General features: G+C 69.3%; 22 protein-coding genes and 1 pseudogene. 7 read left to right on the plus strand and 16 right to left on the minus strand.

Features of this window, described 5'->3' with window-relative positions:
* The first annotated feature begins 48 nt into the window (after positions 1–48).
* The gene (gene pdxH, locus ASF94_RS08410) at positions 49–750 is read left to right on the plus strand and encodes a pyridoxamine 5'-phosphate oxidase (RefSeq protein WP_056664256.1); all 702 of its coding nucleotides are present in this window, start codon (positions 49–51) and stop codon (positions 748–750) included.
* A gap of 36 nt (positions 751–786) precedes the next feature.
* On the opposite strand, the gene ASF94_RS08415 is transcribed toward pdxH, so the two are convergent.
* From ASF94_RS08415 to ASF94_RS08445, 7 genes are all read right to left on the minus strand, one after another.
* Positions 787–1,740, minus strand: coding sequence for an AEC family transporter (locus ASF94_RS08415; RefSeq protein ID WP_056664261.1), 954 nt, complete (start codon positions 1,738–1,740; stop codon positions 787–789).
* A gap of 142 nt (positions 1,741–1,882) precedes the next feature.
* On the minus strand, positions 1,883–2,962 hold the full coding sequence (locus ASF94_RS08420; protein ID WP_082493082.1) for a tripartite tricarboxylate transporter substrate-binding protein: 1,080 nt from the start codon (positions 2,960–2,962) through the stop codon (positions 1,883–1,885).
* Between the two features lie 87 nt (positions 2,963–3,049).
* Positions 3,050–3,934: a CoA ester lyase gene (locus ASF94_RS08425; RefSeq protein ID WP_056664263.1), complete on the minus strand. Its 885-nt coding sequence runs from the start codon at positions 3,932–3,934 to the stop codon at positions 3,050–3,052.
* A complete protein-coding gene (locus ASF94_RS08430; RefSeq protein ID WP_082493083.1) occupies positions 3,931–5,364 on the minus strand; it encodes an MmgE/PrpD family protein in 1,434 nt (477 codons plus the stop codon). The genes ASF94_RS08425 and ASF94_RS08430 overlap by 4 nt, the downstream gene beginning before the upstream one ends.
* A 64-nt stretch (positions 5,365–5,428) precedes the next feature.
* Positions 5,429–6,610 carry a CaiB/BaiF CoA-transferase family protein gene (locus tag ASF94_RS08435; protein ID WP_056664266.1) on the minus strand — a complete coding sequence of 394 codons (1,182 nt, stop codon included), beginning with the start codon at positions 6,608–6,610 and terminating at the stop codon, positions 5,429–5,431.
* Positions 6,611–6,627: 17 nt separating this feature from the next.
* Positions 6,628–7,791 (minus strand): acyl-CoA dehydrogenase family protein, encoded by a 1,164-nt coding sequence (locus ASF94_RS08440; protein WP_056664270.1) that lies wholly within the window; start codon positions 7,789–7,791, stop codon positions 6,628–6,630.
* A gap of 89 nt (positions 7,792–7,880) precedes the next feature.
* On the minus strand, positions 7,881–8,795 hold the full coding sequence (locus tag ASF94_RS08445; protein WP_056664272.1) for a MaoC family dehydratase N-terminal domain-containing protein: 915 nt from the start codon (positions 8,793–8,795) through the stop codon (positions 7,881–7,883).
* A gap of 97 nt (positions 8,796–8,892) precedes the next feature.
* Between ASF94_RS08445 and ASF94_RS08450 the strand changes: the two genes are divergently transcribed.
* A complete protein-coding gene (locus ASF94_RS08450; protein ID WP_056664899.1) occupies positions 8,893–9,789 on the plus strand; it encodes a LysR substrate-binding domain-containing protein in 897 nt (298 codons plus the stop codon).
* Positions 9,790–9,850: 61 nt separating this feature from the next.
* Here ASF94_RS08450 and ASF94_RS08455 read toward each other — a convergent pair whose 3' ends face one another.
* From ASF94_RS08455 to ASF94_RS21150, 9 genes are all read right to left on the minus strand, one after another.
* Entirely contained in the window at positions 9,851–11,995 is a 2,145-nt protein-coding gene (locus ASF94_RS08455) for a TonB-dependent receptor (protein WP_056664276.1), read from the minus strand.
* A gap of 243 nt (positions 11,996–12,238) precedes the next feature.
* On the minus strand, positions 12,239–12,643 hold the full coding sequence (locus ASF94_RS08460) for a hypothetical protein (RefSeq protein WP_235505302.1): 405 nt from the start codon (positions 12,641–12,643) through the stop codon (positions 12,239–12,241).
* Between the two features lie 108 nt (positions 12,644–12,751).
* Positions 12,752–13,366, minus strand: a complete 615-nt coding sequence (locus ASF94_RS08465; RefSeq protein ID WP_056664278.1) for a hypothetical protein — start codon at positions 13,364–13,366, stop codon at positions 12,752–12,754.
* Between the two features lie 94 nt (positions 13,367–13,460).
* Complete coding sequence (locus tag ASF94_RS08470) at positions 13,461–13,712, minus strand: hypothetical protein (RefSeq protein WP_056664282.1); 252 nt, start codon at positions 13,710–13,712, stop codon at positions 13,461–13,463.
* A gap of 69 nt (positions 13,713–13,781) precedes the next feature.
* Entirely contained in the window at positions 13,782–15,053 is a 1,272-nt protein-coding gene (locus ASF94_RS08475; RefSeq protein WP_056664285.1) for an FtsX-like permease family protein, read from the minus strand.
* On the minus strand, positions 15,050–15,775 hold the full coding sequence (locus ASF94_RS08480) for an ABC transporter ATP-binding protein (protein ID WP_082493085.1): 726 nt from the start codon (positions 15,773–15,775) through the stop codon (positions 15,050–15,052). The genes ASF94_RS08475 and ASF94_RS08480 overlap by 4 nt, the downstream gene beginning before the upstream one ends.
* The gene (locus ASF94_RS08485) at positions 15,772–16,251 is read right to left on the minus strand and encodes a Fur family transcriptional regulator (RefSeq protein WP_200933041.1); all 480 of its coding nucleotides are present in this window, start codon (positions 16,249–16,251) and stop codon (positions 15,772–15,774) included. Before ASF94_RS08485 ends, ASF94_RS08480 begins: the two co-directional genes overlap by 4 nt.
* A 110-nt stretch (positions 16,252–16,361) precedes the next feature.
* A complete protein-coding gene (gene msrA / locus ASF94_RS08490; RefSeq protein WP_056664287.1) occupies positions 16,362–16,904 on the minus strand; it encodes a peptide-methionine (S)-S-oxide reductase MsrA in 543 nt (180 codons plus the stop codon).
* A gap of 449 nt (positions 16,905–17,353) precedes the next feature.
* Positions 17,354–17,863, minus strand: coding sequence for a hypothetical protein (locus ASF94_RS21150; protein WP_156382452.1), 510 nt, complete (start codon positions 17,861–17,863; stop codon positions 17,354–17,356).
* A 242-nt stretch (positions 17,864–18,105) separates the two neighbouring features.
* Here ASF94_RS21150 and ASF94_RS21155 point away from each other — a divergent pair.
* The 5 genes and pseudogenes from ASF94_RS21155 to ASF94_RS08510 form a co-directional block, all read left to right on the plus strand.
* Positions 18,106–18,496 (plus strand): annotated as a pseudogene (locus ASF94_RS21155) (transposase); the annotation flags it as partial.
* A gap of 89 nt (positions 18,497–18,585) precedes the next feature.
* On the plus strand, positions 18,586–19,290 hold the full coding sequence (locus tag ASF94_RS08495; protein ID WP_056664292.1) for a TetR/AcrR family transcriptional regulator: 705 nt from the start codon (positions 18,586–18,588) through the stop codon (positions 19,288–19,290).
* 24 nt (positions 19,291–19,314) lie between these two features.
* The gene (locus tag ASF94_RS08500) at positions 19,315–20,025 is read left to right on the plus strand and encodes a protein-L-isoaspartate O-methyltransferase (RefSeq protein WP_056664293.1); all 711 of its coding nucleotides are present in this window, start codon (positions 19,315–19,317) and stop codon (positions 20,023–20,025) included.
* A 69-nt stretch (positions 20,026–20,094) separates the two neighbouring features.
* Positions 20,095–20,436, plus strand: coding sequence for a rhodanese-like domain-containing protein (locus tag ASF94_RS08505; protein ID WP_056664295.1), 342 nt, complete (start codon positions 20,095–20,097; stop codon positions 20,434–20,436).
* A 114-nt stretch (positions 20,437–20,550) separates the two neighbouring features.
* Positions 20,551–21,885: a TolC family outer membrane protein gene (locus tag ASF94_RS08510; RefSeq protein ID WP_056664299.1), complete on the plus strand. Its 1,335-nt coding sequence runs from the start codon at positions 20,551–20,553 to the stop codon at positions 21,883–21,885.
* Positions 21,886–22,020 lie beyond the last annotated feature (135 nt).

A 22,020-nucleotide genomic window follows, 5' to 3' on the forward strand; every position in this document is an offset into this window, starting at 1 on the left:
AGCCGCGCGCAGCGCCACTGCAGGGCGGCATGCGGGCACAATTCCCGCATGACCGCCAGCCTCCCTCCCTCTGTTCCCGCCCCCCTGCCCCCTTCCCAGTCGCCGTCGCCGCTGGCCGCTTCCGTGGCTGACCTGCGCAAAAGCTACGAACGCGCGGAGCTGAGCGAAGACGCCTCCGACGCAGACCCGCTGCGTCAGTTCGATCTCTGGCTCGGCGAGGCGCTTTCTGCCCAGCTGCCGGAACCGAACGCCATGACCGTGGCCACCGTGGGCGCCGACCTGCGGCCCAGCACGCGGATCGTGCTGATCAAGGGCTACGACCAGCGCGGCATCGTCTGGTACACCAACTACGACAGCCGCAAGGGCCGCCAGCTGGCAGGCAACCCGTTTGCCGCGCTGCAGTTCCACTGGGTGGAGCTCGAACGCGTGGTGCGCATCGAGGGCGTCGTCGAGAAAGTCAGCGATGAGGAAAGCGACGCCTATTTCGCCAGCCGGCCGCTGGACTCGCGCATTGGCGCCTGGGCCAGCCCCCAGAGCCAGGTGATCGCAGGGCGGGGCGCGCTGGTGGCCAACGCGGCCCGCTATGCGGCGCAGTTCATGCTGCAGCCGCCCCGCCCGCCGCATTGGGGCGGCTACCGACTCAAGCCCGAGCAGTGGGAGTTCTGGCAGGGGCGCAAGAGCCGCCTGCACGACCGCCTGCGCTACCGCCAGGAAGCCGGCGCGTGGATTCGGGAACGGCTCGCGCCCTGACCCTGCTGCCTTCTGTACGCCCGGGCGTGCGGGCGCTCAGTGCGGCAGCCACCGCGTCAGCAGCAGGACCAGCGGCAGCGTGACGAGCGCCAGTCCGGTCGAAATGGCGATGCTGGAAGACACCTCGTCCTGCATCACCCCATAGCGCTGGGTGAAGAGGAACACGTTGGCGCCTACCGGCAGGCAGGCCACGGCGAACATCACCGCCACGGACACCCCCGTCAGCCCGAGCGCCCAGGCCAGCGCGAACACCAGCATCGGGTGCAGCAGGTTCTTCACCAGCGCGATGCCCAGCGCATCGCGCCAGTGCGCGCCGATCTTGCTGTACGCCAGGGTGATGCCCACCAGCAGCAGCGCGATGGGGCCGAGGGCCGTGCCCAGCACCTGCAGCGGCTTGTCGATCACCGCCGGCAGCGCCCAACCCGTCTGCGCCAGCAGCAGGCCCGCCAGGATCGGCATGGGCACCGGATGCACGATGCCGTTGCGCACGGCCTGCAGCACCGTGAACACCATGGGCCGGGGTGCGGTCAGGCCGGCGCGCTGCTGCTCCCGGGCTTCCGCCAGCTCGAAGACGATGGTGGTGGAGGTGAGCAGGATCAGCGAGTGCAACGAGATCAGCGTCAGCAGCGTGACCAGGCCGTCCTCTCCATACAGCAGGCCGATCAGCGGCACGCCGATCATCAGGGTGTTGCCGAACATGTGGGCCAGTCCGCGTGCCGCCGAGCGCGTGGAAAAGCCGCACACCGCCATCGTGCCCACGAACACCAGGCCGCTGGCCAGGAAGTAGAGGCCGACCGGCTGGAAGTCCAGGTCCTGCACCCGCACGCCCGCCATGGTGCGAAAAAGCAGTGCCGGCGTCAGCACCAGGAACACGAGATTCGACAGATCCTTGATGGCCGTGGCGCGCACCCAGCCGATGCGGGCGGTGAAGAAGCCCACGGCAATGCACAGGATGACCGGGACGAGTGATGCGAAGACGGGGGAATTCACGAAGAGCGGAGTGCGGCCAGACAGCGCGGCCGGTCCTCGAACGGGGCCGCCGGCTGCCCGGGCCGATGGCCAGAAGGCGGGAGCCGATTATCACTGGCTCCCGCGCGCCTTCCCTCCGCCGGGCCGATGCCTGCGAACCGCGTCAGTCCGCGTACACGCCTGCCTTGCGGATGACCGGCGCCCACTTGGCGATCTCGGCGGCCAGGTGCGTGCGCAGGCCCTCCGGCGTGACCTTTTCCATGGGCGGCACCTCGGAGCTGAGTTCCGCCAGCCGCTGGGTGACCACGGGGTCCTGCAAGGCCACCCGCAGTGCCTCGTTCAGCTTCTTGAGCGCCTCCGGCGGCGTGCCGCGCGGTGCGTAGAGGCCGTGCCACACCTTCACCTCGAAGCCCTTCAGGCCCTGCTCGTCCAGCGTCGGCACATTCGGCAGCGCGGCCAGCCGCCGGGGCATGGCCACGCCGATCACCTTCACCCGGTTTTCCTTGATGAACGGCACGGTCTGCGTCGTCTGGTCGCACAGCAGATCCACCTGGCCGCCCAGCAGGTCGGTCATGGCCGGGCCGGTGCCCTTGTAGGGCACGGTGGTGAGTTCCTCGCCGATCTGGGTCATGAACAGCAGGCCGCACAGGTGCGAGACGGCGCCCAGCCCGGCGTTCGCCAGCGTGACCTTGCCCTTGTGGGCCTGGATGTAGCGCTGCACGCCCGCCAGATCGCTCGCGGGGAAGTCCTTGCGCGCCAGCAGGGTCATGGGGACGTCCACCACCTGGCCGATGGGCTCGAAGTCCTTGACCGGGTCGAAGCTGAGCTTCTTGTAGAGCGCGGGGGCGGTCGCCATGCCCATGTGGTGCAGGAACACGGTGTAGCCGTTGGCCGGCGCCCGGGCCACCTTGGCGGCGGCGATGGTGCCGCCGGCCCCGGCAGCGTTTTCGACGATGACAGGCTGGCCGAGCGACTTGCCCATCGGGACGGCCAGCATGCGGGCCACCACGTCCGTCGGCCCGCCCGCGGCGAACGGGATCACGATGGTGACCGGTTTGTCCGGAAAACTGCCCTGGGCGCGGGCCGGCTGGGCCTGCCCGCCCAGCCAGGCCACCGCCCCGGCCAGGCAGATCAGGGCGACCGCGCGGCGCAGCCCGGGGCGCAGGCCCCGCGGGCGGGCTCCGGCAAAAGCGTGGGCGGTGGCCGTGGCGGTGGGATCCGTCGGGTGGGCTGCGAACGTCATGGTGCTTGTCTCCTCTAGGTATGGATGGGCCACGTGCGAGGGAATCGGGACCGGGTGCACGGCCCCGGCCGAAATGAAAGCGGTGCTTCAGGGCGGCGCCTGCACTGCACGCAGCAGGCGCTGCGCCAGCGCGATGACGGGGGCGTCCACCATCTTTCCGTCCACGCTGCAGGCACCGCCGTGCGCCGCGGCGTCGGCCTGCAGCACCCGCAGGGCCCAGTCGCGTTCGGCGACGGTGGGGGCGAAGCCCGCATGCACTCCCGCCACCTGTGCCGGGTGGATGCAGAGCTTTCCGCCGAAGCCGAAGCGCCGCGCGCGCGCCGTGTCGGCAGCCAGGCGGGCGCCATCGGCCAGCGCGGTGGTGACGCCGTCCGCCGGGGGCGGGAGACCGGCGCGGCGCGAGGCCAGCACCAGCGACCAGCGCAGCGGCGCCAGTTCCGCCTCGTCAGGCCCGCACAGCATGCCCAGGTCGGCCTGCAGGTCGATGTGGCCGAGAGCCAGGCGCAGCACGCCCGGCGCATGGGCGATGGCGTCCACCTGCGCTGCGCCTGCGGCCGATTCGATCAGCGGCACCAGCGCCATGCGCGTGCCCAGGGGCAGCGCTGCGGCCACGGCGGCCAGGCTGCCGGGGCCTTCGGCCTTGGGGACGACGAGACAATCGAGCCGCGCCGGGGCCAGCTCGCGCACCAGTGCCAGGTCGTCGGCGTGGTCCGCCGTGCCGACCGCGTTGATGCGCACGGCTACCTGGCGCCGGCTGGCGCTGCGCAGCGACTGCCAGGCCTGGGCCAGTGCGATGCGGGCCGCCGGCCGGGCCGCGGGGGCCACGGCGTCCTCCAGATCGACGATCACCGCGTCGGCGCCGCTGGCCAGCGCCTTCGGCAGCCGTTCGGGCCGGTCGGCGGGAACGAACAGCAGGCTGCGCGCCGTGGCGAGCGGGTGCGGGGCCGGGTGGTCAGGGCAATCGGCGCTCACAGGTCCTCCCCCACTGGCAGCAGCCGCCCCACCACGGGCCAGCCGGCCACGCTCCAGAGGCGCTCCACGGCTTGGCGCATGGCGGTGGCGGGCACGCCCCCGGCGTGTTCGGCCAGGCGCAAAGCCTTGGCGGTGATCTCCTCGCGGCTCAGCGTGTTGCCGGGGTCGCCCTTGGGTTCGTCGACACGGCCCTGCAGCACGCGGCCATCGGTGGTGGTCACCGTCACCTTGCCGATCCAGCGGCGCGGGTAGGCGCCGTCCACTTCCGCGTCGAGCACCATCTCGACCCGGTCGCGCAGGGCCTGCGTCGCCGGGCTGAGGTAGTGGGTCTCGAACTCCGCCAGGCCCGCGTGGCCGTACTGCGCCACCAGCGCCAGCACCGTTCCCATCGAGAACTTGCTCTGGTGCACGGTCGCCGGGTGCACCACCGGCCCCAGCACGTCGATGGCGCCCTGGTGCACATGCGTGACGATGCGCGTGATCTCCCGGGGCGTGAGCGCATGCTGCTGCATCACCTGCAGCAGCGCATCGGCGGCCGGGTGCGTGTGGCGGCAGCTGGCGTGGTACTTGAACGAGGTTTCCGCCAGCGCCCAGCGGGTGCCCAGGCCGTCGGTCAGCCGCGCCGGGTCGGCGTCGCTGGACATGCCGGCCGCCATGCCCTGCGGGCCCTCCAGGATCTGCGCGGCGCCGGTGAAGCCGTCCGCCGCCAGGTAGGCCGCCATCAGGCCGGCGCCGGCAGCGTGCGCGGTGTGGAGCTGCTTGCTGTCCGCAGCGGTCCGCAGGAATTCCCACAGGCCCGCCGACTGCGTGCCGGCCGAGCCGAAGGCGTGCAGCATGCGCGCGGCGTCCAGCCGCAGCAGGTGGCCCACCGCAGCGGCGGCGGCCAGGGTGCCGGCGGTGCCGGTGGTGTGGAACACCCGGTAGTGCGAGCGGCCCAGGAATTCACCCACGCGAATGCCGACCTCGTAGCCCGCCACGCAGGCCGTCAGCAGTTCCCGGCCGCTGGAGCCCAACGCCTGCGCCACCGCTACCGCCGGCGGAAAGACGACCGTCGCCGGGTGGAAGACCGAGCCGTTGTGCACGTCGTCCTGCTCCGCCACGTGCGATGCCGCGGCGTTGGCCTGCGCGGCGGCGAAAGGGCTGGTGCCAGCTGCGTGCCCGATCACTTCGCAGGGCCCGTCAGTCGGCCCTTGCAGCAGGGCAAACCAGGCGATGCTGGCGACCGGCCGGGCGGTGCGTCCGCCCACGGCGGAGCCGAACCAGTCCACCAGCAGGTCTTCGGCCCGGCGCATCACCGCGTCAGGAATGTGCTCGGGCCGCAGGCCCGCGGCGAAGGCGGCCAGTGCGGCGCCCGGAGCCGCCGCAGCAGCATGCAGGGCAGGCGGGGCGGCCGAGAGGCCGGTAGCAGCGTCGGCAGAGAAGTGTTTCATGGTCAAAATGGCCTTGGGCGCTTGATATATGGGCACATGTAGCTATGCATTTGATAGCAAAAGATCAGATCGTACCGGCGGCTCGCCAGCGGGCGACGGTTTCGCCGGGCAGGCCCAGCTCGCGCAGGATGGAGTCCGTGTGCTGGCCCACGGAGGGAATGGCATCCATCCGGTAGTCGAAGCCGGAATGGCGCCCCGGGGGCAGCAGGGCCGGGAGTTCGCCGGCGGGCGAATCCACCTGGCGCCAGCGGTCGCGTGCCTTGAGCTGGGGGTGGGCCCAGAGCCCGGCCATGTCGTTCATGCGCGCGTTGGCGATCTGCGCGCGGTCGAGCCGCTCCAGCACCTCGTCGGTGGTCAGCCGTGCGAAGGCGGCCAGGATCAAGGCCTCGAGCGCCTCGCGGTGCTGGTTGCGCCGCGCGTTGGCGTCGAACCGCGGGTCGGCGGCCAGCTCGGGCGCTTGCAGCACCACGTCGCAGAAGGTCTTCCATTCGCGCTCGTTCTGCAGCCCCAGCATCACCGTGCCGCCGTCGCCCGCAGCGAAGGGGCCATAGGGGTAGATGCTGGCGTGCGCCGCACCGGCCCGCGGCGGGGGCGCGGCCCCGTCGAGGGCGTAGTACATCGGGTAGCCCATCCATTCGGCCAGCGATTCCAGCATCGACACGTCGATGTGCCCGCCCTGCCCCGTGCGGCCGCGCTGCAGCAGCGCGGCCAGGATGCTGCTGTAGGCGTGCATGCCGGCGGCGATGTCGGCCACCGAGTTGCCGGCCTTGGCCGGCGCCTGCGCACTGCCGGTGACGGAGAGGAAACCGGCCTCGCTCTGGATCAGCAGGTCGTAGGCTTTCTTGTCGCGCAAGGGGCCGTCTTCCCCGTAGCCGGAGATGTCGCAGACGATGAGCCGCGGGTTCTGCGCGCGCAGCGAGGCGTGGTCCAGCCCCATGCGGGCCGCCGCTCCCGGCGCCAGGTTCTGCACCAGCACGTCTGCCCGGGCGACCAGGGCTTTCAGTGCCTCCAATGCTTCGGGGTGCTTGAGGTCCAGCGTCAGGCTTTCCTTGGAGCGGTTGGTCCAGACGAAATGCGACGACAGGCCGCGCGCCCGCTCGTCGTAGGCGCGGGCGAAGTCCCCCACGCCGGGGCGCTCCACCTTGATGACGCGCGCGCCCAGGTCGGCGAGCTGCCGGGTACAGAAAGGCGCGGCGATGGCATGTTCGAGGGAGACGACGGTGATGCCGTCCAGGGGGCGGGTCATGGCGGGGCCTTTGTCGGTCAGAACGATCGCGGCAGGCCCAGCACATGCTCGGCCACGTACGAGAAGATCAGGTTGGTCGAGATGGGCGCCACCTGGTAGAGCCGCGTTTCGCGGAACTTGCGTTCCACGTCGTATTCGCAGGCGAAGCCGAAGCCGCCGTGGTACTGCAGGCAGACGTTGGCTGCCTCCCAGCTGGCCTTGGCCGCGAGGTACTTGGCCATGTTGGCTTCCTTGCCCATGGGCTGGTGGGCATCGAACAACTCGCAGGCGCGCCAGCGCATCAAGTTGGCGGCCTCCACCTCGATGAAGGACTCGGCGATCGGGAACTGCACGCCCTGGTTCTGCCCGATCGGGCGGCCGAACACCTGGCGGTCTTTGGCATAGCGCGTGATGCGGTCGATGAACCAGTAGCCGTCGCCGATGCATTCGGCCGCGATCAGCGTGCGCTCGGCGTTCAGGCCGTCCAGGATGTACTTGAAGCCCTGGCCTTCCTCGCCGATCAGGTTCTCTGCGGGGATCTCCAGGTTCTCGAAGAACAGCTCGTTGGTCTCGTGGTTGACCATGTTGGCGATGGGCCGCACGGTCATGCCGCTTTTCTCGGCCTGGCGCAGGTCCACCATGAAGATGGACATGCCCTCGCTTTTCTTCGTCACCTCGGCCAGCGGGGTGGTGCGCGCCAGCAGGATCATCCAGTCGCTGTGCTGCACCCGGCTGATCCACACCTTCTGGCCATTGACGACGTAGCGGTCGCCGCGCTTGACGGCGGTGGTCTTGATCTTGGTGGTGTCGGTGCCGGTGATGGGCTCAGTCACCCCCATGGACTGCAGCCGCCATTCGCCGCTGGCGATCCTGGGCAGGTAGAGCGCTTTCTGCGCTGGCGAGCCATGGCGCAGCAGCGTGCCCATGTTGTACATCTGGCCGTGGCAGGCGCCGGAGTTGCCGCCCGCGCGGTTGATCTCTTCCATGATGACCGAGGCCTCCGCCAGCCCCAGGCCGGAGCCCCCGTACTCCTGCGGTATCAGCGCGGCCAGCCAGCCGGCGCGCGTCAACGCATCGACGAAGGCTTCCGGATAGGCGCGTTGCTCGTCGATCTTGCGGTGGTACTCGTCCGGGAACTCGGCGCAGAGCGCGCGCACGGCGTCGCGGATCTCGGGGTAGCGGTCGTCGGCTGTGGTGTTCATGGGGTGCGGTTCGGTCGGAAGGTCTGAGGCGGGTCGGTGGCGGGTCGGTGGGTGTTTCGAGCGCAGCTCAGGGGGTGGGCGCGCGGGGCTCAGGCCGCCAGCGTGGCCGTGCCTTCCATGGTCAGCCAGCCCTCGTGGTCCTGCGCCCAGAGACGCACCGTGCGGCCGTCGGCGCTCGGTTGGCCGTTCAGGCGGAACGGGTGCAGGTCGAAGGTGGGCCGCACGGCCTTGAAGGCGAAGGCGGCCACAGCGGCGCCGCCGGGCCGCTGACGGCGCAGCAGATCCAGCAGCAGGGTGGCGATGAGCGGGCCATGCACGACAAGGCCGGAGTAGCCCTCCACCTGCGTGACGTAGCGCCGGTCGTAATGGATGCGGTGGCCGTTGAAGGTGAGCGCGGAATAGCGGAAGAGCAGCACGTCGTCCGGCACGATCTCGCGCTGCCACGCGGCGCCCTGCTCCGCCGCCACGGCGGCTGGCGCGGGGTCGCCTGGCTGGGCGGCCGCGCGGTAGACGATGTCGTGCTCCTCCACCAGCGCCATGCCGTGGGCGTTGGAATAGGTGTGCTCGACCTGCACGAACAGCAGATCGCCCGAGCGCCCGGCCTTGTGGCTGACCGAGACGATGCGGGAGTCGCGCCGGGCGGCATCGCCTACCCGCAGCGGATTGCCCGCCGCCCAGCGCAGCCGGCCGCCGGCCCACATGCGGCGTGGCAGCGGCACCGGCGGCAGGAAGCCGCCGCGCAGCGGATGGCCGTCTGGCCCGATCGCGCCTTGGCGGGCGTGCGGCAGGAAATAGGCCCAGTGCCACAGCGGCGGCAGCACGGTGCCGTCGTGGGGGGCGGGGTCGTCCCGGTCCAGCGTGGCGGCCAGCCCTCGCACCGGCGCGGCGGCGATCACGTCGTCGGTGGATTCGCTGCGGCCTTGCCAGCTCTGCAGATGGGCAAGCTGGGCGGCGTCCAGCGGGCGGGGGGCGGATGCTTCGGCGTTGGCGAATGCAGTGGTCATGGGTCGCATGGTGGTCTTCACACAGCAAGCGCACAATCACGCTTTTCAAGATCGACCCTTCGGCTTTGCCGAAGAGTCCGCCCGCTGCGCGCTGCCCATGCACTTCGATCTGACCGACCTGCGCCTCTTCGTCCACGCCGCCGACGAAGGCAGCCTGACCCGCGCTGCCGCGCGCCAGCACCTGTCGCTGGCGGCGGCCAGCGCCCGCATCAAGGCGCTGGAAGCGCAGGCCGGGCTGCCCCTGCTCTACCGCGAAGCGCGGGGCGTGCGCCTGGCCCCGCCGGGCGAGGCTTTTTTGCACCATGCGCGCGGCGTGCTGCGGCAGGTGGAGGAGCTGCGGGCCGACCTGCAGGAGTACGGCGGCGGCCTGCGCGGGCATGTGCGCGTCTTCGCCAACACCACGGCGGTGACCGACTTCCTGCCGGAGATCCTGCCGGCGTTCCTGGCCGACCATCCCCGCGTGAACGTGGACCTGCAGGAGAAGCCGAACGCCGACATTCCGCGCGGCGTGCTGGATGGCCGTGCCGACATGGGCATCGTGGCGGGCACGGTGGATACGCTGGGCCTGCAGGCCATCCACTTCAGCACCGACCGGCTGGTGCTGGCCACCGCCGCCGGCCACCGCCTGGCCGCCCTGCCCCGCATCGCGTTCGCCGACACGCTGCCCGAAGACCATGTGGGCCTGCAGGCCGGCAGCACCCTGCAGACCTTTCTGTCGCAGGTGACGGAGCGGCTCGGCAAGCCCCTCAAACTGCGCATCCAGCTCTCCAGCTTCGACGCCATGTGCCGCATGATCGGCGCGGGCGTCGGCGTGGGCGTGGTGCCGGAGAGCGCTGCCAGGCGGCACCAGGCCGCCTCCCGGCTGGCGCTGGTGGAGCTGACGGACGCGTGGAGCGTTCGTGAACGCTACGTCGTGGTGCGCGACCGCGAGCGGCTGCCCAGCTACGCCGCTGCGCTGATCGACACGCTGGTGGCGCACCACCACACGGCCTGAGCCCCGTCGGCCCGCGCCAGGGGCCGGCGCGCTCGCAGCCGGGGGTCAAAAAGTCAGAAGGTCAGAAGTCCACCTTGACCCCCACCTTCAGGCTGCGACCCGGCAGCGGCGCCTTCGGGAACGCGGTCGTGGTCAGGATCGATGTGGCGCTGTAGGCCAGCTTGTCGGTGAGGTTGTCCAGCCGCGCATACCAGAGCACGTTGCTGCGGCTGGCGCCGAACTGCCACTGCGTGCGGTAGCCCAGCGAGGCGTTCCAGAGCGTGTAGGCACCGGTCGCCCGCGAGCCGTCCGAAGGCACGCGGTTCTGCGCCGCCACGTAGTCGAAGCCCAGGCCCGCTCGCCAGGGGCCCTGCGCCCAGGCCAGCTTGCTGCCCAGCCGGTAGGGTGCGATGCGCGGCAGCGGCTCGCCGGTGTCGCGGTTGGTGGCGCGCACCAGGTCGCCCCGCCACTGGAGGTCGAGCGTGGAGCCGCCGGCCGCCGACGCCCCCGCCTGGCTCAGGCCCGATTCGCCCAGCAGCCGCAGGTTGCCGCTGGCCTCGATCCCATAGAAGCGTGCGCGCACGCCCTGGTAGCGGTATTCGGGCAGCGCGCCCTCGGTGCCGGCAGGCACCGGCTCACCCTCTTCCGACAGCAGCGCCCCCGTTGGCGTGAGGCCGATGTAGTTGGCAAAGCTGCTGTGGAAGGCCGTCACGGCAAAGCGGTGCGGCCCGCTCTTCCAGGCGGCGCCCACATCCACGCTGGTGGATTTCTCCAGGCCCAGGCGGCTGTCGCCCGTCTCCCACGCGGCCGTGGCGATGTGCGGGCCGTTGGCGAACAGCTCGTAGTCCTTGGGCGCGCGCTGGGTGTACGAGAGGTTGGAGGTGAGCTGCCAGGCAGGCGTCAGGTTCACCAGCGCGCCCAGGGCGGCGCTGTGCGGGTGGAAGTCGCGCTTGCCGATCTCGAAACGCTCCACGTCCGGGCTGCCGAACGATTCGACGCTGGCGCGTTCTGTGCGCGCCCCGAACGTGAGCTTGCCCCAGTCCGTGCCCAGCTCTTCATGCAGGAAGAGCGCCGTGCTGCGGCTGCGGCTGCGGGGCGCGAACGCCTCTTCGCCGATGGCGGAAAAGCGGCTGGCTTCGGCCTGCACGCCGATCACCCCCTGCACGGGGCCCAGCGGCGCATGCCGCGCCTCCAGCCGCAGGTCGTTGCCGGCGTTGCGGAAGGTGGTGCCCGGCTCGCCGCCTTCGTACTCGGTGTGTTGGTAGTCGGTGTGGCTGGCCTGCAGGCGCACGCTCTGCAGCGGCCCGGCGCCGATCCGCCAGAGGCCGTCCAGCGCGTAGCGGTTCGACCGCATGCCGATGGTCACGTCGTCTTCGGCGACAGTGCCGTAGTCGCTGCGATAGGTGCTGGCGGACAGGCCCAGGTAGCCCTGGTCGAAGAAGGCGGTGCCGCCGACCGCGCCGCCGCGCGAGTGGCTGGCGGAATTGCAGATGCGACGCGCGAGGCCGGGCGAGCCGGGCTTCTCGCATGCCAGGTCGGCAGGCACGCGCACGTCGGCGGTGTCGCGGTCGAACACGTCTGCGTGCAATGCGAAGCGCTCGTTGCCGCCCTCGATCATGGCGGCGCCGGCGCGTTCGCGGTTGCCGGTGGCGGCCGACGCCTCCACCTTGCCGTCCACGCCTTGCAGGGGCTCGCGGGGGATGCGGTTGTCGATGACGTTGACCACGCCGCCCACGGCACTGCCCCCGTAGAGCAGTGCGGCGGGGCCGCGCAGCACCTCGATGCGCTCGGTGGTGAGCGCTTCGGCCGGCACCGCGTGGTCGAAGCTGAGCGCCGAGGCGTCGAGCGTCGCGCCGCTGTTCTGCAGCACGCGGATGCGGTCGCCGTCCAGGCCGCGAATGATTGGGCGGCTGGCGTTGGGCCCGAAATAGGTGCTGCTCACGCCCGGCAGTCCGTCGAGCGTCTGCCCCAGGGTGGACTGGGTGCGCAGCGTGAGCGCATCGCCCGACAGCTGGGCCGCGGGGGCCACCACCGCCTCGGCGCCCAGGGGGTTGCCGGTGACGGTCACTTCGGGCAGCCGCAGGGCGGGCGCAGCGTCTGCCGGCGGAACGGTTTGAGCGCCCGCGCCGGTGGCCTGCAGCGCCAGCAGCGCCCACACGGCGCAGGCCAGGGGCTGCAAGGTAGCGCGGTGCGGCGCGCGGAAGGAAATGGAAGGATGGGAAGTCATGGAAAGGCCGAAAACGGAGTGAAACAGGGTGCGGCGACGCGCCGCGCGCAAACGGCTGCGCCGCCGGGATGGGCGTGATCTCTCACGCGACGCCGCAGGCAGGCAGTCGCTGCCGGTCCTGCCGAGGGTCGGCAGCACCGGGAAGGCGGACGTCGAAGAGGGAAACGAGCGGGGGGCAAGCGGACCGGGCCGCAGCGCGCAAGCCCCCGGCACCCCATGCCGGGGTGCGGGCGCCGCGCGGCGTCAGGCGCTTGCCAAGGGCGGCGGGGCGCGCGCCAGGAAGCTCCGCTGCCGCCGCGCGTCGATCCCGCTGGGGGGCGCAATCGCGGCCAGCGGGGCGGCAGCCAGGGCGGCGACGAGCAGCGCCGGGGGCAGCAAGGCGCCGCCGAACAGCAACTGGTCCAGCAGTTCGCAGTCGGCGCTGGCGTGCCCGTGGAACAGCGCCTGCATGCCGCTGTGGCCGTGGCCGGACTGGGCCTCCTGGCCGGGCACGTGCTGCAGGGCCGCAGCGGCACGCATCGCGAGCGGCCCATGCAGCACCTGGTGCATGCGCCCCAGCGCCGGCCCCAGCACCAGGCAGGCGGCCAGCCACCACAGCGCGAGGCGGGCGCGCATGGGGCGTGGGGTGCTGAGGGCGGCGGCGGTCATGCCGGAGGGTTCGATCGAATGAAGAAGGGGGACGAGGGATGGCGCAGGTTGGGTGGGTCAAGCCTGGGTCGGGGCCGGGTCAGGGCCGGGCCCCACCCGCAGCAGCCATCACTCCACCTGGCGGGCTTCCACCAGCCGGTAGAACAGGCCGTACTGGTCGTCCTGCAGCGTCTGGAAGCGGCCTTCCACCACGACGGGCTCCAGCGAATAGCGGACCGGCGTGCGCGCCTTCACCTCGATCATGCTTTCTGGCCCGCCAGGGATGCAGAACGCACAGGTCAGAGGCACGGAGGTGAGCAGGAAGTGCTTCTGCCCCGGCTTGGTGTCCATGGGCACCATGAAGCCCTGCACCCGGCGGATGGTCATGTGCATGGCTTTCTGCTCGCTGGTGAAGACGGGCTCGATCCGGTCGTGCAGGGTTTTCTTGGTCAGGTTCGACAGGCTGGACCAGGGCACGACATCGCTGCGGGGCTGCAGCGGCTTGATGGGGCTTTGCGGGCTGTGATAGCCAGCGCCCTGCCCTGCCGGCAGGCCGCCGGCCCCCATCGGCGACGAGAGCCCGCTGCCGCCGTCGGCGGGGGCGGCGGGCGCCGAATTCGGCGCCGGAACTGGTTGCGCCGCGCTCGGCGTGGCGGCCAGGGCGCCGGCGCTGGAGACGATGGCTCCCACGGCGCAAGCCAGGGCGCAAACCGGGGCGGGAAGGCGGTGATGCAGTGACAGCATGGCGGGTCGGCCTGGGTGAGACGGAGAAAAGCAGCGCGGTGCCGGCCGGCTTCCGCGCCAGTGCCGGCCCTGCGGGGCCGGCGCCCATTGTCATTCAGTGCACATGCTTCATGCCGCAGTACTTGCCGATCGCGAGCGTCTTGCAGGCGGCCTGCAGTTCCTTCATGCACTGGTCGTGGCCCTTGCCCGATTCCAGGCACTTGGCAGCGGCTTCGTGCGCGGCGGCCATGGCACGGTGCCGCTCGATGTCGGCCTGGGTTTCCTTGTCGGAATGGCCCTGGGCATGCGCCAGCGCGGCCAGGGCCATCAGCGGAGCGAAAGCGAGCGTGGAGAGGAGGCGTTTCATGGAAAAAAGTCCTTCAGACAGGGTTGAGAAAACGGAGGAAGGCAGATGGCGGTCGGATCGGCCCGTGCATCACGCCGGCTGCGCCAGCAGGTCGGCCACGTCGGTACGGTAGGCGCGCACCACCGGCAGCAGGGCGGCCAACGCCGCCACCGCCACGGCCAGGCCGGGCACGGCCCATTCCTCGGGCAGCCAGATCGCGCCGGTCAGCGGCATGGAGCCCTCGGCCCGCAGCCAGTGGCCGGCAACGCCCGCGAGTGCATGGCCCAGGCCGAGCCCCAACGCTGCTGCCAGCAGCGCCAGCCACAGCGCTTCGGTCAGCACCAGGGCCGCCACCCGCGCGCGCGGCGCGCCCAGCAGGCGCAGCAAAGCCAGGTCGGCCTGCCGTTCCCGCACCGCGTTCCAGAGGGCGATGAACACGCTGAGCGCGGCCACGCCGAGCAACACGCCGCCCAGGGCGCGCAGCAGGTCGGCGCCCACGCCCAGCAGTCGCACCAGCCGGGTGATTTCGACCGCAGGCACGGCGGCCTGCATCGGGGTTCCGGCGTTGATGGCACGCGGCAGCGTCACGGCGGCAAGCGGGCTGCGCCAGCGCACCAGGGCAAGCGTGATCTCCCGCTCGTCCCGCAGCACGGCCAGGTCTTCGGGGTCGTCGGCCTGGGCGGACTCGTGTACCTGCCAGACGGATTCGGTCGAGGTCAGCACCAGCCGGTCGAGCACGCAGCCGCAGGCTGCCAGCACACCGGACACCTGGTAGGGATGGTCGCCATGCGCGTGGCCGCCAGCGCCCAGGCCGTGGCTGCCGACGAAGCTGCGCCCGATGAGCGAGGCGCCCTCTCCGGCCCCACCGTGCGGGCCCCCGCCCTCGCCGCCCGCCCCCGACGACATGGCACGGGCCACGTCGGCACCGAGCACCGCCTGCAGCGGCGCCCGCCACAGCGCGCCCTGCGCGAGGGTGGCGCGGTAGTGCGCCGGATAGTCCGGCGTGGTGCCGACGATGCGAAAGCCCGCGAAACTGTCGCCCAGGCTGAGCGGAATGGCCTGCGCCACCATCGGGTTGCGCTGCAGGGCCCGGAAGTCCGCCAGCGCGATGTTGCCGGGAGGCACGTCGATGTGGAACACACCCGCCAGGATGAGTTGCAGCGGACTGCCCTTGGCGCCCACCACCATGTCGATGCCCTGCACGTCGCGCTCGAACCCGCGGTCGATCTGCGTGCCCACCAGCAACACCAGCGTGATCATCGCCAGGCCCATTGTCAGCAGCAGCAGGTTCAGCCCCGCCTGCAGCGGGCGGAACCAGAGGTAGCGCCAGGACAAGGCGGCGATCGATGCTATTTCTTTCATAGCATGTCACCCCCGTCATCCGGGCGCTGCAGCCCATTCTGGCTTGCATTCCGCAGGGGCTGGGTCGCTGGGGTGGCACCCGGCAGGCGAAGGGTCTGGGCGCCGCCGAGCGCCATCAGCCAGCGGGCCGCCCGTGCATCGTGGGTCGCCACCACCAAGGTGGCGCCGCAGCCCTCCGCCGTGGCGTGCAGCAGGGAAAGGGCGGCGGCACAGGCCGCGTCGTCCAGGCTGGCCGTGGGCTCGTCGGCCAGCAGCACGCGGGGCGACAGCAATACGGCACGCGCCAGGGCCACGCGCTGGGCTTGCCCGCCCGACAATTCGTGCGGTCGCCGCTGCGCCAGACCGCTGAGGCCCAACCGCTCCAGCACGTGGCGGATCGCCTGGTCGTCGCGCGCCAGCCCGGCAGCGAGATACGGCAGCGCCAGGTTGCCCACCACCGTCAGCGCCGCGCTCAAGTGCAGCCGCTGCGGCAGAAACCCCAGGGTGCGGGCGCGCCAGCCATCCAGGCGCGCACCGGCCAGATCCTGCAGCGGCGTGCCTGCCACTTCGATCGATCCGGCGGTGGGCCTGCGCAGCCCGCCAACCAGGGCGAGCCAGGTCGATTTGCCCGAGCCCGATGGGCCCTGCAACAGGAGCCGGCCGGCCTGCGACACCTGCACGTCAGGAAACGTCAGCGCAGCGCCCTCAGCATGGGCGAAGGCCAGCGAACGGGTGACGATCATGCGCCGGCCCCCGCCCCGGGCCGGGCGCAGCCCGCGCAGCGCCCATGCACGGCGATGTCCACCGCCGTGCCTTCATGGCCGGCCAATGCCAGCGCCTGCAGCATCAGGCGCGTGGCGGCCTGCAGGCTTTCCGCGCCTTCCGACAGGGGAAAGTGCCGATGGCAGTCATCGCATTCGAAGCGGGACGCGGTGCTGTCGGACGGGGTGCCCTGCACGAGTGCATACCGCGCGATGCGCTGTGCGTCCACCTGCCGGCGCAACACGCCCGCCGCCGCAAGCCGGTCGAGCAACCGGTACACGGTGACGCGGTTCACCGCGACACCCGCCTGGGTCAGCGCTGCCTCCACCTGGGTTTCGGACAGTGCCTCGCCCGCCCGTTGCGCCACCAGCTGCAGCACGGCGCGCGTGGCCCGCGTGGAACGCAGGCCCGCGGGCAAGGCGGGAACGGTGTCGGACGGCGCGGCAGCTCGGGGCATGGGCTTACTCATAACGCAAACGGGTTGCATTATGCGGCAGCCCGCAAGGCCGTCCGGGTGCGCGCTGCCTTCTGCCTCCTGCATCCCCCCCGCCCGTCAGGCCTCGGGCGTCAGGCCGCCTCGGCCTTCAGGTGCTGGGTGAAGGTCTTGCGGAATTTCTCCACCTTCGGACCCACCACGAAGGCGCAGTAGCCCTGCCCTGGGTGGTTGAGGAAATAGTCCTGGTGGTAGTCCTCCGCCGGCCAGTAGCTTTCCAGCGGCTGCACTTCGGTGACCACTGGCGCGCCGAAGGCACGGCTCTCGTTCAGCTGGGCCACCATCTCCTCGGCCACGCGGCGATGCTCGGGGTCGGTGGTGTAGATGCCGCTGCGGTACTGCGTGCCGACGTCATTGCCCTGACGGTTCAGGGTCGTCGGGTCGTGCGTCGCGAAAAAGATTTCGAGAATCTGCCGCACGGTGATCACGGCCGGGTCGAAGGTCAGTTTGACCACTTCGGCGTGGCCGGTGCGGCCGGTGCAGATCTGCTCATACGTCGGCGAAGGCACCTGCCCGTTGGCGTAGCCGCTTTCCACGTCGGTGATGCCGCGCACGCGGTCGAATACCGCCTCTGTGCACCAGAAACATCCGCCACCCAAAACTATCGTCTCATTCATAAATTTCCTTATAAAACAACGGCTTGCGTAATTACTGCGCACCTCGAATAATGATGAGCAGCCTACCACGTGGCCTCCAACAAGTTCGTCGCAAGGGCAATTCCTAGTACAGAGTGCGTTTTAGCAGGAACCGTTTCAGACTAAAGATTACTTGACCTACCTGAGCGTTTACTCCCAACGCGAGCTCGACACGATCGCTTGGGAGCTCAACATCAGTCCTCACAAGGCACTCGGCTGGAAAAGCCTTGCCGAGGTGTTCTTCGACAACTTGGCAAAATGTGACCTCAAGTGGCCCTCTTCCACCCGGTGACTACAGGTACGTTGTCGAAAACATCAGTGGAAATACTGAATCTCTTGATTTGCGGTAGAAGTACCCAGTGTTCTAAACGATGAGTTGAAAAGGGGCGCAGAGCGCCCTTTTTTACTGATCTTTAGAATCAAAGTCAGATTTACTTAACGCTATCCCGTAGTCCGCTAGCTACAGAGACCATATTCTTCAAGGCGGTCAATTCTTCGTCTCTTGATTTGAGGCTTACAGGCGATGGGGTCTTTGCAGTTTCAGCCATCAGTTCCATGTGCGCAATCATGTTGATGGGTTTGTCCCTAGGCACTGCCTTTACCAAGTCTATGTGCGTACCCATGAAGTTGCCTGCGACTTCGCCTGAAATTTGCTTGCGTGCAAGGAGTTCTGCGGCGAGCTCAGCAAAATCTTCTGGAGTGACATTTTTGAAGTCATATCTGGCGAGCAAATCTTTCAAACTTACGCCAGCCAGTGGCCGATTTGTATTGACCGACTGGGAGCTATCTAGATCAGCAGCCTGGTAGGCGTCTTTTGAAATCGTGACTTTAGTGCCTGTGTTCTGGGCATCCAAGCCTGGCGGACTATTGATTTTGAGACGGATTGTTGGCTTAAAATCGCCTGACATCGCGCGGTTAATTTGAATGGTCTCGATTCTCATGATCAACTCCTCCCCATCAAGTGCAATCAAATATCTCCAATTCAAAAATCCATGTGCGTTTGTGCATGGGACTCTTGGGTTTTTGGTTTTTTTCGGCACTATCCGAAATTTCTGAAGATGTATTTTGTAACAGACATATGCATCTTGATAAATTTGAAAAGAGGTACGGTGATGGTGTTGGATCCTCCCGGGTTTTCTAGACACTTCTGAGCCTTTGAACCCAAGCCCCAATGGCGGATGCCATAAGTCAGCAGAGATACCCCAGAGAATCCAAGACCGAAGCGGTCAAGCAGATCAAGGAGCGCGGGCACAAGGTGGCGAACGTGTCAGCCAGGCTTGGCGTGAGCCAGCACAGCCTGTACGAGTGGATCAAAGCGCCGAAGCCACCAGGCGAGCGCCAAGCCGAGCCGCCACCAACCGACGAGTTACGTCGCATGAAGGCCGAGCTGATACGCGTGACCGACGAGCGCGACTTTTCAAGGAAAGCCGCGGCGTACTTTGCCCAGCAGTCCGGGCGTGCCCCGATGGCTCAAGTGCGGAGGGCTGCGCTTGCACACGGGCTACCGGCGCCGCCTTGGCGTGCGTGGTGGCAAGCCAGCCGTCTCGGCACCCAACCACCAGCAACGCCGGTTCTCGGATGGGTTGCCACCATGATGGAATCGCCCCCGCATTGACGGTGCGGTAGGGCCTTGCTACATTACTAACCAGTCAGTCAGTAACACATGAGCCTCGCCGCCCCTTCCTCCTCTCCCGGTTCCGACGATGCGCCGCGCCGCGGCCGCCGCAAGGAGGCGCGTCCGGGCGAGCTGCTCGATGCGGCCCTCGACCTGTTCGTCGAGAAAGGGTTTGCCGCCACCAAGGTGGACGAGGTGGCCGCCCGGGCGGGGGTGTCCAAGGGCACGCTGTTCCTCTATTTCCCCAGCAAGGAAGATCTCTTCAAGGCCGTGGTGCGCGAGAACATCGCCGGGCGCTTTGCGGAATGGGACATCGAGGTCAACAGCTTCGCCGGCACCACCAGCGACCTCGTTCGCGGCTGTCTGCACGATTGGTGGGCCCGCATCGGGTCGACCAAGGCGTCGGGCATCACCAAGCTGATGCTCAGCGAGGCGCAGAACTTCCCCGAAATCGCCCTTTTCTACCGTCAGGAAGTGGTGGAGCCCGGCAACCGGCTGATCCGGCGCATCCTTCAGCGGGGCGTGGAGCGCGGCGAATTCCGCGCGATCGATCTCGACTATGCGGTGTATCTGGTGCTCGCGCCGCTGGTGTTCCTGACCATGTGGAAGCATTCGCTGGGTGCCTGCATACCCGACGCGCCCGACCTGTCGCCCGAGCGCTATATCGATACGCAAGCCGACACGCTGCTGCGCGGCCTGTGTGTGCGCGCGGATGAAGCCCCCTCCCCGCCTAGAATCGTGGGTTTGTCCTGATCCACGAGCTTCGGAGTAATCCCCATGAACATGCCCCTGAACACGTCCGCCAACACCAGCGACCCGATCGCTCAGGCGCGCTACAACATGATCGAGCAGCAGATCCGCCCCTGGAACGTGCTGGACGTGGACGTGCTGGACCTGCTGGCTGTGGTGCGCCGGGAGGACTTCGTGCCGGCCGCCCACTACGGCATGGCGTTCATGGACACCGAGATTCCCCTGAACAGCTCGCACGACGAAGCCCGCCGTCTCGGCCAGTTCATGCTGGCGCCGCGCCTGGAGGCGCGCATGCTGCAGGACCTGCAGGTCAAGCCGACCGACCGCGTGCTGGAGATCGGCACGGGTTCGGGCTACATGGCCGCGCTGCTGGCCGCTCGCGCCCAGCACGTGGTGACGCTGGAGATCGCACCCGCCCTGGTCGAATTCGCCCAGGAAAACCTGCGCAGCGCGGGCGTGACCAATGTGGAAGTGCGCCAGGCCGACGGTGCCAAAGGCCCGCTGCCCGATGGCCCGTTCGATGTGATCGTGCTCAGCGGATCGGTGGCCGAAGTGCCCGCGAACCTGCTGGCGCTGCTGGCCGAGGGCGGCCGCCTCGGCGCCATCGTCGGCAAGGCGCCCATGATGCGCACCACCCTCGTGCGCCGGGTCGGCGACCGCTTCGACACCACCACGCCCTGGGACACGATCGCCCCGCGCCTGCTGAATTTCCCCGAGCCTTCGGCGTTCACGTTCTGACCCCTCCCTGCCCGGGCCGCGCCGCGCTTGCCGATGCGCCCGGTTTTCCTTCCTTTCTCCTGACCTCCCATGATCGACCACGTCCGCCCCGCCCAGTTGACCGACTGGTTTGCCGCCGCCCCCGATAGCGGCCGCCCGCTGGTGCTGGATGTGCGCGAGCCCTGGGAACTGCAGACCGCGAGCGTGGCTGCGGACGGCTTCGAGCTGGTCGCGATTCCGATGGGCTCCCTGCCCGAACGTCTGGCGGAGCTGGACGCCAGCCGGCCCGTGGCCTGCCTCTGCCATCACGGCATGCGCAGCCTGCGGGTGGCGGCGTTTCTCGAACACCAGGGTTTCGAACGGGTGGCCAACATCAGTGGCGGCATCGATGCCTGGTCGCAAGAGCGCGACGCGGGCGTGCCGCGCTACTGAGACGCCCCGCCCTGCCGGCCGAGCCGGCCTGCCGGGCGATCAGACGCAGCGGCCATTGCCGTTGCCGTTGCGGGACGCCCTGCCGGGTTTTGCTGAAAGAGGAAGGCTGTAGTCATGAAGTCGTTGTTGCGGATCGTCCCCGTTGCCCTGGCCGTGGGCGCCTGTTGGACGGCGGGCCCTGCTGCGCATGCGCAGAGCCTGGTCGAGCTGGCCTCCATGGCGCGCAGCTACGACGCGCCTTGGCTGGCCGCCCGTGCGCAGCTGGATGCCGCCGGCAGCCGTGCCGAACAGGCCCGCGCCGGCCTGTTGCCCAGCGCCGGGCTGGCCGCCGGTGTCAGCGCCGCGCGCACGGAGGTGAGCCGCCCGGCCATCGAATTGAATGCGCCCACCCAGCAGGTCGGCGTGAGCGCGTCGCAACCGCTTTACCGTCCGGCCAACCGCATCGTGTTCGAGCAGGGGCAGCGCGGCGTGGACATCGCCCGCGCGCAGCTCGACGCCGCCAGCCAGGATCTGCTGGTGCGGGTGAGCCAGGCGTACTTCGATGTGCTGGCGGCGCAGGACACCCTCGCCTTCGTGCAGGCGCAGAAGGCCGCCGTGACGGAGCAACGGGCGTTTGCGCAGCGCAATTTCGAGATCGGCACTGCCACGATCACCGATTCGCGCGAGGCGCAGGCCCGGTTCGACCTGGTGACCGCGCAGGAGATCGCGGCGCAGAACGACCTGCTCGTCAAGCGGCTGGCGCTCGATCAGCTGGTGGGCCGGTCCGGCACCGCTCCCCTGCCCCTGGCGCAGCCGGTGCAACTGCCTGCGCTGGTTCCGAACGACGTCAACGAATGGGTGCGCGCGGCCGAGACCGGGCAGCCGCAGGTCCGGCAGGCCACCATCGCCCTGGACGTGGCGCGGCTGGAAACCCGCAAGGCCGAGACCGGCCACCTGCCCACCATCGACCTGCAGGCCGGCTATGCCGTGGCCCGCAACCCGCGCGGCACCGTCACCGCACCGCACCTGAATCAGCGCAGCACCAACGCCACCGTGGGCGTCGCCCTGAACCTTCCGCTCTTCGCCGGCTTCGCGGTACAGAACCGGATCAAGGAAACCCTGTCGCTGGAGGACAAGGCCGCCGCCGACCTGGACAACGCGCGGCGCACGGTGGCGCAGAGCGCGCGCGCAGCTTTCTACGGCGTGCAGTCCGGCCAGGGCCAGGTGGCCGCGCTGCAGGCCGCCGAAGCCTCCAGCCAGAGCGCACTGGAAGCCAACCAGCTCGGATATCTGGTGGGTGTGCGCATTAACATCGACGTGCTGAACGCGCAGAGCCAGCTGTTCCAGACACGGCGCGACCTGGCGCAGGCGCGCTACAACGTGCTGATGGGCAGCCTGCGTTTGCGGCAGGCCGCAGGCACGTTGTCGGACGATGACCTTGCCGCATTGAGCCGGCTCACCGTCCAGTAGGCCTTTGGCGGATCTTCCGCTTTCCGGCGCAACCGAGGGTGCAGTGGAGGAATGGGGAACGGGGCGCCCGGGGCACCCGGTGCAGCGTCACAGAGTCACAGCGTCACAGCGTCAGAGCGTCGCTGCCGATAGTCC

Origin of the sequence: Acidovorax sp. Leaf160 (genome assembly GCF_001424265.1) — a bacterium.
In the GTDB taxonomy this organism is placed as follows: Bacteria; Pseudomonadota; Gammaproteobacteria; order Burkholderiales; family Burkholderiaceae_C; genus Paracidovorax.

Coding starts and splice junctions, on each gene's coding strand:
- ASF94_RS08460 (WP_235505302.1), bottom strand. CDS start 12,643: ATGACCGCCGCCGCCCTCAGCACCCCACGCCCCATGCGCGCCCGCCTC.
- ASF94_RS08420 (WP_082493082.1), bottom strand. CDS start 2,962: ATGACGTTCGCAGCCCACCCGACGGATCCCACCGCCACGGCCACCGCC.
- ASF94_RS08475 (WP_056664285.1), bottom strand. CDS start 15,053: ATGAAAGAAATAGCATCGATCGCCGCCTTGTCCTGGCGCTACCTCTGG.
- ASF94_RS08440 (WP_056664270.1), bottom strand. CDS start 7,791: ATGAACACCACAGCCGACGACCGCTACCCCGAGATCCGCGACGCCGTG.
- ASF94_RS21150 (WP_156382452.1), bottom strand. CDS start 17,863: ATGAGAATCGAGACCATTCAAATTAACCGCGCGATGTCAGGCGATTTT.
- ASF94_RS08495 (WP_056664292.1), top strand. CDS start 18,586: ATGAGCCTCGCCGCCCCTTCCTCCTCTCCCGGTTCCGACGATGCGCCG.
- ASF94_RS08510 (WP_056664299.1), top strand. CDS start 20,551: ATGAAGTCGTTGTTGCGGATCGTCCCCGTTGCCCTGGCCGTGGGCGCC.
- ASF94_RS08445 (WP_056664272.1), bottom strand. CDS start 8,795: ATGACCACTGCATTCGCCAACGCCGAAGCATCCGCCCCCCGCCCGCTG.
- ASF94_RS08470 (WP_056664282.1), bottom strand. CDS start 13,712: ATGAAACGCCTCCTCTCCACGCTCGCTTTCGCTCCGCTGATGGCCCTG.
- ASF94_RS08465 (WP_056664278.1), bottom strand. CDS start 13,366: ATGCTGTCACTGCATCACCGCCTTCCCGCCCCGGTTTGCGCCCTGGCT.
- msrA (WP_056664287.1), bottom strand. CDS start 16,904: ATGAATGAGACGATAGTTTTGGGTGGCGGATGTTTCTGGTGCACAGAG.
- ASF94_RS08450 (WP_056664899.1), top strand. CDS start 8,893: ATGCACTTCGATCTGACCGACCTGCGCCTCTTCGTCCACGCCGCCGAC.
- ASF94_RS08455 (WP_056664276.1), bottom strand. CDS start 11,995: ATGACTTCCCATCCTTCCATTTCCTTCCGCGCGCCGCACCGCGCTACC.
- ASF94_RS08430 (WP_082493083.1), bottom strand. CDS start 5,364: ATGAAACACTTCTCTGCCGACGCTGCTACCGGCCTCTCGGCCGCCCCG.
- ASF94_RS08480 (WP_082493085.1), bottom strand. CDS start 15,775: ATGATCGTCACCCGTTCGCTGGCCTTCGCCCATGCTGAGGGCGCTGCG.
- pdxH (WP_056664256.1), top strand. CDS start 49: ATGACCGCCAGCCTCCCTCCCTCTGTTCCCGCCCCCCTGCCCCCTTCC.
- ASF94_RS08505 (WP_056664295.1), top strand. CDS start 20,095: ATGATCGACCACGTCCGCCCCGCCCAGTTGACCGACTGGTTTGCCGCC.
- ASF94_RS08435 (WP_056664266.1), bottom strand. CDS start 6,610: ATGACCCGCCCCCTGGACGGCATCACCGTCGTCTCCCTCGAACATGCC.
- ASF94_RS08485 (WP_200933041.1), bottom strand. CDS start 16,251: ATGCCCCGAGCTGCCGCGCCGTCCGACACCGTTCCCGCCTTGCCCGCG.
- ASF94_RS08500 (WP_056664293.1), top strand. CDS start 19,315: ATGAACATGCCCCTGAACACGTCCGCCAACACCAGCGACCCGATCGCT.